This window comes from Stenotrophomonas sp. YJH_SMC_65 (assembly GCF_059369475.1).
Window position 1 is genome coordinate 353,311 of the sequence record NZ_JCAFSR010000005.1, and the last position, 12,121, is coordinate 365,431.

Annotated in this window: 12 protein-coding genes; all 12 read right to left on the reverse strand. The window is 65.1% G+C overall.

Annotation, left to right across the window (positions count from 1 at the left end; all coding sequences use genetic code 11):
- Positions 1-13: 13 nt before the first annotated feature.
- The 12 genes from AC5P7A_RS12030 to gyrB all read right to left on the reverse strand — a co-directional run bounded on the left by AC5P7A_RS12030 (position 14) and on the right by gyrB (position 12,096).
- On the reverse strand, positions 14-1,105 hold the full coding sequence (locus AC5P7A_RS12030) for a PA0069 family radical SAM protein (RefSeq protein WP_075075943.1): 1,092 nt from the start codon (positions 1,103-1,105) through the stop codon (positions 14-16).
- A gap of 142 nt (positions 1,106-1,247) precedes the next feature.
- Complete coding sequence (locus AC5P7A_RS12035) at positions 1,248-1,991, reverse strand: pyridoxine 5'-phosphate synthase (protein ID WP_075075944.1); 744 nt, start codon at positions 1,989-1,991, stop codon at positions 1,248-1,250.
- A gap of 9 nt (positions 1,992-2,000) precedes the next feature.
- On the reverse strand, positions 2,001-2,270 hold the full coding sequence (locus tag AC5P7A_RS12040; RefSeq protein WP_075075945.1) for a hypothetical protein: 270 nt from the start codon (positions 2,268-2,270) through the stop codon (positions 2,001-2,003).
- A gap of 40 nt (positions 2,271-2,310) precedes the next feature.
- A complete protein-coding gene (gene cls, locus AC5P7A_RS12045; RefSeq protein WP_014645411.1) occupies positions 2,311-3,771 on the reverse strand; it encodes a cardiolipin synthase in 1,461 nt (486 codons plus the stop codon).
- A 173-nt stretch (positions 3,772-3,944) separates the two neighbouring features.
- A complete protein-coding gene (locus AC5P7A_RS12050; protein ID WP_005411740.1) occupies positions 3,945-4,358 on the reverse strand; it encodes an ExbD/TolR family protein in 414 nt (137 codons plus the stop codon).
- 3 nt (positions 4,359-4,361) lie between these two features.
- Positions 4,362-4,787, reverse strand: a complete 426-nt coding sequence (locus AC5P7A_RS12055) for an ExbD/TolR family protein (protein WP_005421196.1) — start codon at positions 4,785-4,787, stop codon at positions 4,362-4,364.
- Between the two features lie 61 nt (positions 4,788-4,848).
- Positions 4,849-5,610: a TonB-system energizer ExbB gene (gene exbB / locus AC5P7A_RS12060; RefSeq protein ID WP_005411738.1), complete on the reverse strand. Its 762-nt coding sequence runs from the start codon at positions 5,608-5,610 to the stop codon at positions 4,849-4,851.
- A gap of 94 nt (positions 5,611-5,704) precedes the next feature.
- The gene (locus AC5P7A_RS12065) at positions 5,705-6,373 is read right to left on the reverse strand and encodes an energy transducer TonB (RefSeq protein WP_049408447.1); all 669 of its coding nucleotides are present in this window, start codon (positions 6,371-6,373) and stop codon (positions 5,705-5,707) included.
- 143 nt (positions 6,374-6,516) lie between these two features.
- On the reverse strand, positions 6,517-7,710 hold the full coding sequence (locus AC5P7A_RS12070) for a tetratricopeptide repeat protein (RefSeq protein WP_014035419.1): 1,194 nt from the start codon (positions 7,708-7,710) through the stop codon (positions 6,517-6,519).
- Positions 7,711-7,842: 132 nt separating this feature from the next.
- Positions 7,843-8,649 (reverse strand): M48 family metallopeptidase, encoded by an 807-nt coding sequence (locus AC5P7A_RS12075; RefSeq protein WP_014645409.1) that lies wholly within the window; start codon positions 8,647-8,649, stop codon positions 7,843-7,845.
- A 71-nt stretch (positions 8,650-8,720) separates the two neighbouring features.
- On the reverse strand, positions 8,721-9,569 hold the full coding sequence (locus AC5P7A_RS12080) for a CPBP family intramembrane glutamic endopeptidase (RefSeq protein ID WP_495220166.1): 849 nt from the start codon (positions 9,567-9,569) through the stop codon (positions 8,721-8,723).
- Between the two features lie 67 nt (positions 9,570-9,636).
- Entirely contained in the window at positions 9,637-12,096 is a 2,460-nt protein-coding gene (gene gyrB, locus AC5P7A_RS12085) for a DNA topoisomerase (ATP-hydrolyzing) subunit B (protein WP_014645407.1), read from the reverse strand.
- Positions 12,097-12,121: the final 25 nt, after the last annotated feature.

Genomic DNA, 12,121 nt, shown 5'->3' on the forward strand with positions numbered 1-12,121 from the left:
GCGGTCCAGAGCCCTAGAACAGACTGCCCTGCGGCGACTCCTTCTTCGGCGGCAGCGGCTTCTGGAACCGGCTGCAATCCAGCTTCGGCCAATGGCTGTTCTGTGCATTGAAGCCCAGACGCTTGCGTGCCAGCTTGAACCGGTTGTTCAACAGATCGGCATACACGCCCTGGCCACGCATACGCGTGCCGAACTGGCTGTCGTAGTCCTTGCCACCGCGCAGCTGCTGGATGGTGCTCATCACGTGCGCAGCGCGATCGGGATGGTGCGTATCCAGCCAGTCGCGGAACAGCGGTGCCACTTCCAGCGGCAGGCGCAGCAGCACGTAACCGGCGGTGCTCGCACCTGCGCCGTGCGCAGCCTCCAGCACGGCTTCCAGCTCGCTGTCGTTGATCCAGGGAATCACCGGTGCCACCATCACACCGACCGGAATGCCGGCGTCATGCAGGCGCTTCATCGCGCGCAGCCGTGCATGTGGCGCTGATGCACGCGGTTCCAGCTTCGCGGAAAGATGCGGGTCCAGCGAGGTCACCGAGAAGTGCACGCTGACCAGGTTCTCCGCGGCCAGCGGCGCGAGCAGATCGATGTCGCGCTCGACCAGCGCGTTCTTGGTGATCAGCGAGAACGGATGCCGGGTCTCCAGCATCACTTCAATCAGCTGGCGGGTCAGCTTGAACTTGCGTTCGATCGGCTGGTACGCATCGGTGTTGATGCCCAGTGCGATCGGCTGCGGCACATAGCCCGGTTTCGACAGTTCCTTGCGCAGCAGCTGCGGCGCATTGGTCTTGGCGAACAGCTTGGTCTCGAAGTCCAGCCCCGGCGACAGGTTCAGATAGGCATGCGAAGGGCGGGCGAAGCAGTACGAGCAGCCGTGCTCGCAACCGCGGTAGGGATTCACCGATTGACTGAAGCCGACGTCGGGCGAGTTGTTGCGGGTGATGATGCTGCGCGCGGTTTCGGCGCGTACTTCGGTGCGCAGGCGCGGGGCGAGGAACTCTTCGCTTTCGTCGACCGCCCAGCCGTCGTCCACCACCTCGCTGACGGTGCTTTCAAAGCGCCCGGCAAGGTGGGACGTGGAACCTCGGCCCTTGATCGCAATACCCATTGCGGCAGGGTACGTCGTGGCCGTCTCAATGGCTGCGACGGCCGCCTGAAGGGTTCAGGGCGAGGCTGAGCCGAGCATGGACTCGGCTCTACAGTTGATGCAGAGACCTTGTGGAGCCGAGCCTACGCTCGGCTGCAATGCATCAAAGCAGCGCCAGGTACCCGCGCACGGTGGCATCCAGCCCGTCATACAGTGCCTCGCCGATCAGCGCGTGACCGATCGACACCTCCAGCACCTCCGGCACGTGGGCCAGGAAGTCGCGCAGGTTGTCCTGCGACAGGTCGTGGCCAGCATTGACACCCAGGCCGACGGCCTGCGCTCGTCGGGCAGCAGTGGCGAACAGCGCCAGCATCGCATCGGCATCGCCCGCCGCATGCGCCTCTGCATAGGGCCCGGTATACAGCTCGATGCGGTCCGCCCCCACCTCAGCTGCCTGCTCCAGCAATGGGTTGCCCGCGTCAACAAACAGGCTGACCCGACACCCCATGGCCTTCAGCGCAGCCACCAGCGGACGCAGGCGCTCGGCATCGCGTTCGAAGTCGAAACCGTGGTCGGAGGTGATCTGGCCGTCATCATCGGGGACCAGGGTGGCCTGCGCCGGACGGGTCTGTTCGCACAGCGGCAGCAGCCCCGGGTAGCCCTCGCGCGGCGGCGCGAACGGATTGCCTTCGATGTTGAATTCAACGCCACGCGCGCGGGTCAGCGTGGACAGGGCCAGCACGTCCTCGGCGGTGATATGCCGGCGGTCCGGCCGTGGATGCACGGTGATGCCATGCGCGCCGGCATCCAGGCAGGCCTGGGCGGCACGCACCACGCCCGGTTCGGCGCCGCCGCGCGAATTGCGCAGGACGGCGATCTTGTTGACGTTGACGCTGAGCTGGGTCATGGAACGGAACTACTTGGAAAGAGTGGACGGGTCGTGGTCGTTGTGGTCGTCAGTGCGGCGGGCCTGGGCCTGTTCGCGCAGGCGGCGCAGCTCCTCGGCATCGATCAGCGTGGCCGGGTCGCGCTGCAGGTCGCCGAAACGGGCCACGTAGCGGCCGCGCACCCAGGCCAGCAGGAAGCCGAGCGCCGCCAGCAGGCACAGGGTCATCAACCCCGCGCTCGGGGTCTTCAGCGCGAAGGCAAAGCAGCCCAGCGCCAGCAGCAGGTACAACCAGTACATAGTCGGGCTCCCCGGATGATCGCCGCAGTGTAGCGCTGCGTCAGAGCAGCGGCGAGGCCAGCCGGGCGAAGGCCTCGGGCAGGCGGTGCAGCCACAGCGAGCGGCCGGCCTGGTCGTGCACCCGCGTGGAACGGTCGAATTCGCCCTGCAGCAGTTCGGCCAGTGCAGCGACGCGGTCACGGTCGCTGATCATCATCGACAGTTCGAAGTTCAGCCGGAAGCTGCGGTGGTCGAAGTTGGCGCTGCCGACGATGCAGACATCGTCGTCGGCGATGAACGCCTTGGTATGCAGCATGCGCGGGCCGTACTCGTAGATCTTCACGCCCGCGTGCAGCAGTTCGTCGAAGTAGGACCGTGCGGCCTGGGTGACGAACCAGGAGTCGCTCATCTTCGGCACCAGCAGGCGCACGTCCAGGCCGCCCAGCGCGGCCGAGGTCAGCGCCATCCTCGCTGCTTCACCGGGCACGAAGTAGGGCGTCACCAGCCACACGCGCTCGTGTGCTTCCTGGATCGCCGCCACGTGCAGGCGGTGGATGGTCTCCCAGCCCGAGTCGGGCCCGGACACCAGCACCTGGGCGCTGATCGATCCATCCGCACGCAGCGGCATGTCGGCCGGCCACAGGCGGGCGATGTCGAAACGCGAGTGGTCCTGGCCACTGGCATAGAGCCAGTCCTCGGCGAACACCAGCTGCAGGCTGCGCACCACGTGGCCGCGGATACGCATGTGCAGGTCGCGGTAAGCGTCGGGCCTGCGGCTCTCGTCTTCCTCGTCAGTGATGTTGATGCCGCCGGTGAAGGCGAGGCGACCGTCGACGATCACCAGCTTGCGGTGGGTGCGCAGGTTCAGCCACGGGCGCTTGAACGGCTTCAGCAGCTGTCGCGGATGGAACCAGATCGCTTCGCCGCCGGCGTCCAGCAGTGGCTGCAGGAAGCGCCGGGGCAGGGCGGAAGAGCCCACCGCATCCAGCAGCAGGCGCACCTGCACACCGGCCTGCGCACGTTCGACCAGGGCATCGCGCAGTGCGGTGCCGGCATGGTCGGGGTTGAAGATGTAGTACTCCAGGTGCACGTGGTCGCGCGCCTGCGCGATCGCGTCGAGCAGCGCGGCATAGGTGGCTGCGCCGTCGACCAGCCAGGTCACCTCGGTGGCACTGCTGGGCGCCAGTCCGGTGGTGGCCTGGGCAACCTTGGCCAGCTCGGTGCAGTCCGAATCGGGCGGGCAGACATCGCTGTAGTGCTCCATGCCCGAGCGTGCACGGCCACGACGCAGCCGTTGCCGCTTCACCTTCTGCGGCCCCAGCAGGTAGTAGATGAAGAGCCCGAGGTAGGGCAGCAGTGCCAGCGAAAGGATCCAGCTCAGCGTGGCCACCGGCTCGCGCTTCTGCAGCATGATCCAGCCCGCCAGCGCGAACAGGTAGAGCAGGTAGGCCACCGCCAGGATCGTGCCGAGGTGGGCGATGCCGTCGAGCCAATGGCGCAGGGAGTCGAAGAGGGCGAGCATCCGCCGATCATAGCGGCGCCTGCTGCCGGATGGGGTCGGATGGGCTCAGATCCCTTTCCTCAGGAAAAGGGATCTAAGCCCAACCCGTGCACCACGACGAGAACACAAAAAAACGCCCCTGTTTCCAGGGGCGTCTGCAGTCGCGTCATGACTGTTGTATTGCGGTGTAGCGTTTACTGCTGCACAAATCCGATCTTCTTCATCTGAGCATTCTTCGCGGCGGCCAGAACCTTGGCCATCACGTCGTACTCGGAATCCGGGCTGGCGTCGATGCGCAGTTCCGGCTGGTTGGTCGGGTCACGCTGGACCTCCTGCTCCATCCGCTGCTGCAGCTCGCTGGTATTGATCGGGCTGTTGTTCCACGAGACCTGGTTGCTGGCGTCGATCTTCAGTTCGATCGGCGGCGGCGGTTCGACCAGCTGCGGCGGTGGGTTGAGCACGCGCTGCGGCAGGTCCACGGCGATCGGGTACGTCATGATCGGCGCGGTCACGATGAAGATGATCAGCAGAACCAGCATCACGTCCACGAGGGGCGTGACGTTGATGTCTGCCATGGGGCCCTTGCCACCACCACTACTGAATGCCATGGCTTATTGCCCCTTTTCTTTGGTCGCAACGAAGCCGACGTCCAGCATGCCCTGTTCCTGCGCGACCTTGGTCAGGTCGTTGATGACGCGCATCTTGGTGGTGCGGTCACCACGCAGGTTCAGCGGCGGCTGCGGGGTCTGCTGTGCGGCGGTCGCCAAGCGGGACTCGAGAGTCTGCTTGTTGATTTCTTCGTCGTTCCAGTAGATCGAGCCGTCTTCCTTGACTGCCAGCGTGATCGGGTTCGGACGCTTTTCAGCATCTTCCGGCTTCTGGATCAGGTTGGCTTCCGGCAGATCCACCTTGACCTTGTGGGACATCAGGGGCGCCGTGATGATGAAGATGATCAGCAGCACCAGCATCACGTCCACGAGGGGCGTAACGTTGATGTCGGCCATGGGGCCGCCGCTGTTACCACTACTGAAAGCCATAACGGGCTCCGTCTAGATCTTGGTGACTACTTACTTCGTCGCTGGGTGACGCGCGCCGCAATTAGCGGACGCGCGAACCGGTGGCGAAGAAGTCGTGCAGGTCGTGCGCGAAGGTATCGAACTTGCTGATGGTCGCGCTGTTGATCTTGCTGAAGAAGTTGAAGGCGAACACGGCCGGGATTGCGACGAACAGACCGATCGCGGTCATGATCAGCGCTTCACCCACCGGGCCGGCAACGGCGTCGATCGAAGCGGAGCCGGTGGCACCGATCTTGATCAGCGCGCCGTAGATGCCCCACACGGTACCCAGCAGACCGACGAACGGAGCGGTCGCGCCGACGGTGGCCAGCAGGGTCATGCCCGACTGCAGCTTGTTGCTTTCGCGGGTGACGGCCTGGCGCAGAGCGCGGTCGACGAACTCCGAACGGCTCAGGTTCTCACCGACGCCGCCGGTAGCACCGCCTTCAGCGCGCTGGTGGTGGGCAGCGGCCTGGGCAGCGTCCAGGGCGATCTTCGAGAACGGCTCCGAAGCCGGCTGCTCTTCCATCGCACGGATGGCGTCCTGCGCGTTCGGGGTGTCCCAGAACAGGCTGACGACGCGGTCAGCGGCGCTCTTCAGGCGGGTGGCACGGAAGATGTTGATGACGGTCCAGTACCAGGACATGGCCGACATGGCGATCAGGGTCAGCAGCACGACCCAGGAAACCGCGAAATCACCCGGCTTGGTGGTCATTTCGTGGATCAGGTGCTCGAAGCCCATCTGCGACAGGGCGTTGGACGGATTGCCCCCGGCAGCAGCGGCGATGAAAATTTCCTGCAGCATGACGCTTACCTTTGTTGTGTGTGGTGATAAAGGGTGTAGCTAAGCTAAACAATCGAACCGGGAGCGGGGGTGGCCGGAGGGCCACCCGGACGCATCAGTTCAGCGCAAAGTTGACCGGGACGCGAACGCGACCTGCCGCCTTCTTACCGCCAGATTCAGCGGCGTTGAAGCGCCACTTGCGAGCTGCTTCCATCGCAGCACGGTCCAGGTCGCGGTTACGGCTGGACTTTTCCACCGTGACATTGGTGACGTTGCCGTTGGCATCGACATCAATGATCAGGATCACTTCGCCCTGGATACCCGCGCGGAAGGCGGCCGGCGGATAGCGCGGCGGATTCATGGCCTTCGACGAGATGTCCACGCTGGCCTCGATCGAGGTCGGCGGAGCCGGCGGCGACGGGGGCGACGGCGGGGTGACGATATCGTTCGGGCGCGGCTCCGGCACGTCCACGACCGGCGCCTGCGGCGGCGGCGGTACGGGCGACGGCTTCGGCGGCGACAGATTCTTCACCGGCGGTGGCGGAGTATCCTGCGGCGGCGGCGGCGGCGGCGGCGGTGGGGGCGGCGGCGGCGCGTCGACGATGGTCACCATGACGTTGCGCTCCTTCTCCGCGACGGCCTTGGGAGCCACGGCGGGAATGAGGAGCATCATGAAGGCGGCCAGATGCAGGGCAATTACAAACGCGATGCCGACGATGCGAGGCCAGCTCAGCCCCTTGTCATCGGGTTGTTCGTACCGGTGAACGACTAGTTGTTCCGTCATGCGCCAAGAGCTCAATAGTGGGGCCGGAATCCCGGGGGCGGGATCCCTGATCAGCGGTGCATGACACCGCAGGAACCTCCAAGCTTATACCAATCCTGAGCGCCTGCGCATCAACTGAGCAGGCATTCAGGCGTTATTCCTACTTACTTCAGGTTGATGATTTTTTTGGCATCCGCCTGGTTCTTCACGCCCTTCGCCAGCGCCTGCTGGGCGGCCTGCTTGGCCTCGGGGACGCGACCTTCGGCATGCAGGACGCGTGCCAGGTTCAGGTAGGTCTCACCGTCCTTGGAGAGCGGGGCAGCCTTCTGCCACGCATCGATCGCCTGCGGCACCTGGTCGGAGTAGTAGTAGGACTGGGCCAGCGCCAGGTAGACCTGGTAATCCGGCTTCAGGATGCCCTTCTGCAACCCTTCGTTGATGACCGCGATGACGTCCTTTTCCTTGTTCTCGGTGTTGGCATAGATCGAGTACAGCTGCTTGTACTCGCGCTCTTCGGTGAGCTGGCCGCTGCTGCGCAGCTTGTCCATCACCGCGGCGGCCTTCGGCATCTGGTCAGCCTGCATGTACATGTTGGCCAGATTCAGCTGGGCCTTCTTGTCCGTCGGGTTCTTGGCCGCCAGCGCTTCTGCGGCCTGCACGGCCTCACCGGTCTGGCCGGCTTCGGACAGGGCCGCCATCAGCAGCTGGTTCCAGTTGTCCTTCGGCTCGGCGGCGCCGGCGATGGCCTGCTTCAGCACCGGGATCGCTTCCTGGTAGCGCTCCAGCTGGTACAGCGCCTGGCCCTTGGCGATCAGCTCTTCCGGCTTGGTCGACTTGCTCTCTGCGAAGTACTTGTCCAGGGTGGCCAGGCCTTCGGCGGTCTTGTCTTCCTGCAGCTGCAGCTGGCCCAGCATCAGCATCGACTGGAAGTGGCCGTTGTTGTCCAGGCCGTTGAACTGGATCACCTGCTTCAGATACGCGATGGCGCCCGGCACGTCGTCGGTCTGGTAGGCGGCCTGCGAGGCCAGCTGCGCGGCCAGCGACTTGTCGTACTCGTTGGAAGCGCTGTCGGCCAGGATCGCGTCAGCCTGTTCGCGCGTCTCCGGGAACTTTTCCTTGTTGTAGCTGTCGATCATTTTCTGCAGCTTGCTGCCCATCTTGGCCGAGGCCTTGGCGGTCGGCTCCTGGCGGGTCGCATTCGGGTACAGCGGTTCGGCCTTGGCCTGCTTGCTGCTACCGCCGCGGCTGCCACGGTCGGAGGAACGCGAGGACTGCGCAAAGGCATCGGTGACCACGGCGCCGGTCAGGGCGGTCGCGACGAGGACGGAAAGCACAGCTTTGTGGTTACGGAAAATCATCGTTCACCTCGATCGAACCGCCGGATAGCGGCAAAGTCGGACTGTCAGAAAAATCTGAGCCGCCAAACGTATCAGAAACAGATGGCGTGAGAAATCGTTTTATGTGCTGCAATACAGCATAGAACTGCGCACTCATCCGCACTTTGGCCGCAGCCCGGCCGCCTGCGCCTGCTGGTAGACCGGCGTCAGGCCCGGTGCATCACGTCGCAGCTCCTGGATCCGGTTGGCCGGATCGGGGTGGGTGGACAGCCATTGCGGGCTGCGACCGCCGCTGGCGGCCATCATGTTCTGCCACAGGTCCACGGCCTGGGCCGGGTTGAATCCAGCCTGCGCCATCAGCCGCTGGCCAATCACGTCTGCCTCGCTTTCCTGCGTGCGCGAACCCGGCAGCAGGAAGGCCGCCTGCGCGCCCATCCCACCCAGCTGGTTGACCGTGCTGGCGGCGCCATCGCCATAGGCGGCACCGGCCAGCGCGCCCAGCACGGCCAGGCCGGTCTGCGCGCCCATCTGCCGGGTGATGCGTTCTTCGTGGTGACGCGCGATGACATGGCCGATCTCATGGCCGATCACGGCAGCCAACTGGTCCTGGTTCTTGGCGACGGTGAAAATGCCGGTGTTCACGCCCACTTTTCCGCCGGGCAGGGCAAAGGCGTTCGGTTCTTTGTCGACGAACACGGCGGTCTCCCACCGTACGCCGCGGTACTGAGGCGGCAACTGCGCGACCAACGCGTTGACCACGCACTGCACGTAGCCGTTCTGGCGGCCATCGGTGCTGATCTTCTCTTTCTGCTTGGTCTCGGCAAACGCCTGCGCGCCGAGCTGGTCAAGCTGTGCCTGCGATACGCCGCCCACCATCTGCCGTCTTCCGGTTGGCGAGGTGGTGGTCGCACAGGCACTGACCACGGTGGTGATGACTAGAGCCAGCAGCAGTTGTTTCATGGGTCCGCCCCCGTGTTCATGTGCGCAGTGTGTAGCGTACCTGCTTAATCTTTCGTCAAGCGGGCACGGCGTTACGTTGACCCCAGGAACACCATTGCGGCGAGCGCCACCGCGTTGTTCAGCGCATGCGCCGTGATCGCCGCCCACAGGGTGCCGGTGCGGCGGTACAGCCAGCAGAAGGCGGCACCCATGCCGCCGTAGACCAGCCACAGCTGCGCCATGCCCAGCAGCGAGTTCTTGCTGACACCGGGCACTTCATGGACCAGGGCGAACGCCAGGCTGCTGAGGATGAGGCCCAGCCAGGGGCGGCCGGCCTGCCACAGGCGCCCGAACAGGACACGACGGAACAGCAGCTCTTCGTAGGCGGGGGCGAGGACGACCGCAAACAGCACCAGGAACAACGGGAAGCGCGCGATCGCGCTCTGCATCAGTTCCACGTTGGTCGGCACCGGCTCGATGCCGAACTGCCTGGAAAGGAAGGCGACGCCGTTGCTGCCAACCACGATCAGCGTGGCCACCAGCAGGGTCCAGCCCCAGGTGGAAGGACGCTGCAGCGCCTGTCGCGAGGCCAGGCGTTCGCCGGCGTTCGCCGGGCGCCGCCAGAAGTACAGCAGCAGCGCGGCACCACCGGTGGCGATCAGGGCCATCAGGATCTGGGCCAGGGCCCCGGGCTGGCCCACTGCCGCGCCGGCGCTGTCAGGTGTGAGTGCACCGCCATTGGCCGCGGCGTTGGCGCGGCTGACCACGATCGCACGGTAGAAGCCCCAGAACAGTCCGGTGACCATGCTCAGGCCGACCAGGGTGACGGCGGCGATGCCCAGGTCGATGAAGAAACCTGCCAACGGTGCCACGGCGCGCGGCGAGGTAGACGGCGGCGGAACCGGAGGCGGAGCGGCGGAGACCGGGGCGGATGCGGACATCAGGTACCTGCGTTCAAGGGACGAAGGCCGGTGCAGCTCCCCGCGCACCGGCCAGGTCCCGATTGTGTCAGATATCCAGGTTGGCGACCTTCAGCGCATTGTCTTCGATGAAGTCACGACGCGGTTCGACCACATCGCCCATCAGGGTGCTGAAGATCTGGTCGGCAGCGACCGCATCCTCGATGCGCACCTGCAGCAGGCGACGGGTCTCCGGGTTCACCGTGGTATCCCACAACTGCTCCGGATTCATTTCACCCAGACCCTTGAATCGCTGGATCTGGCGGCCGCGCTTGGCCTCCTCGAGCAGCCAGTTCTGCGCCTTCGCGAAGCTGTCGACTTCGATCGACTTGGCGCCGCGGGAAATCGTTGCACCTTCGCGCACCAGCCCGTGCAGCAGCTTGGAGGCCTGGTGGATCGCGCGCAGTTCGCCACTTTCGAATGCCGACAGCGGCAGCACCTGGATGTGCTCCTCGCCCATGTGGCGACGGGTCACCAGCACGGCGGCGGGGCGCTCCTCGTTGGCCTCCTGCAGTTCCAGGCTGAAACGCGGGCTGCCCAGGCTGCCCTGGTTGAGGCGCTTGGCCAGCGCATCCAGGCCTTCGCCTTCGCCCGCATTGCGCAGGCTGTCCATGTCCATCGGCACGAAATCGACCAGCGCTTCGAGCAGGTTGCGGTCATAGCGGTGGGCATTGCGTTCGATGGAATCGAGCGCGGCGGCATAGGCCAGCAGCAGCTTTTCCAGCGCCAGGCCTTCGATGCCCGGTTCGCCGGTGGCCGGGACCAGCGCGGCGTTTTCCACCGCACTGCTGGCCAGGTAACTGTCCAGCGCCGGGTCGTCCTTCAGGTACAGCTCCTGCTTGCCCTGCTTGATCTTGTACAGCGGCGGCAGGCCGATGTAGACGTAACCGCGCTCGATCAGCTCCGGCATCTGACGGTAGAAGAAGGTCAGCAGCAGGGTGCGGATGTGGGCGCCGTCGACGTCGGCGTCGGTCATGATGATGATCTTGTGGTACCGCAGCTTGTCCGGGTTGTACTCGTCACGGCCGATGCCGGTGCCCAAGGCCGTGATCAGCGTACCCACCTGGTCGGAGGACAGCATGCGGTCGAAGCGTGCGCGTTCCACGTTGAGGATCTTGCCGCGCAGCGGCAGCACCGCCTGGTTCTTGCGGTTGCGGCCCTGCTTGGCCGAGCCACCTGCCGAGTCACCCTCGACGATGAACAGTTCGGACAGCGCCGGGTCCTTTTCCTGGCAGTCGGCCAGCTTGCCCGGCAGGCCGGCGATATCCAGCGCGCCCTTGCGGCGCGTCAGGTCGCGGGCCTTGCGCGCCGCTTCGCGTGCACGCGCAGCGTCGACGATCTTGCCGGCAATCGCCTTGGCTTCGTTCGGGTTTTCCTGCAGGAACTCTTCCAGGCGCGCGCCGAAGGCGTTTTCCACCGCCGGGCGCACGTCGGAGCTGACCAGCTTTTCCTTGGTCTGGCTGGAGAAGCTCGGGTCCGGCACCTTCACCGACAGCACCGCGATCATGCCTTCGCGCATGTCATCGCCGGTCAGGTTGATCTTGGCCTGCTTGGCGATGCCGTTCTGCTCGATGTAGTTGTTGAGCACGCGGGTCAGCGCACCGCGGAAGCCGGCAAGGTGGGTGCCGCCGTCCTTCTGCGGAATGTTGTTGGTGAAGCAGTACATCGTCTCCTGGTAGGAGTCGGTCCACTGCAACGCCACATCCACGACGATGCCGTTGTGCTCGCCGGTGACCGAGATGACGTTCGGGTGCAGCGGGGTCTTCAGCTGGGCCAGATGCTCCACGAAGCTGCGGATGCCGCCTTCGTAGTGGAAGTCATCACGACGGCCATCGCCACGTTCGTCGGCAAGGACGATCTTGACGCCGGAGTTCAGGAACGACAGCTCGCGCAGGCGGCGAGCCAGGATGTCGTAGTGGAATTCCACGTTGTCGTGGAAGGCGACGGTCGACGGCCAGAAGCGCACGGTGGTGCCGCGCTTGGTGGTGGTTTCCAGCTTGGCCAGCGCGGTCACGGCGGCGCCGTTGCTGAATTCCTGCTGGTAGTGGAAGCCGTTCTGGAACACGTCCACCAGCAGCTTCTGCGACAGCGCGTTGACCACGCTGACGCCGACGCCGTGCAGGCCCCCGGACACCTTGTAGCTGTTGTCGTCGAACTTGCCGCCTGCGTGCAGGACGGTCATCACCACTTCGGCAGCCGACACTTCGCGACCGAGCTTGGCGCTCATCTGCTCGTGCTTGCCGGTCGGAATGCCGCGACCGTTGTCGGATACCGAAACCGAGCCATCGGCGTGGATCGTCACTGCAACGTGATCGGCGTGGCCGGCCAGCGCTTCGTCGATCGAGTTGTCGACAACCTCGAACACCATGTGGTGCAGACCGGTGCCGTCATGCACGTCACCGATGTACATGCCGGGTCGCTTGCGGACAGCCTCCAGGCCTTCCAGGGCGGTGATGCTGTTGGCGTCGTAATTGCCGTTGTTTGCCGGGGTGTTCTGTTCGTCGCTCATTGCGCTTGCCGTAGGCTCCGCAGGT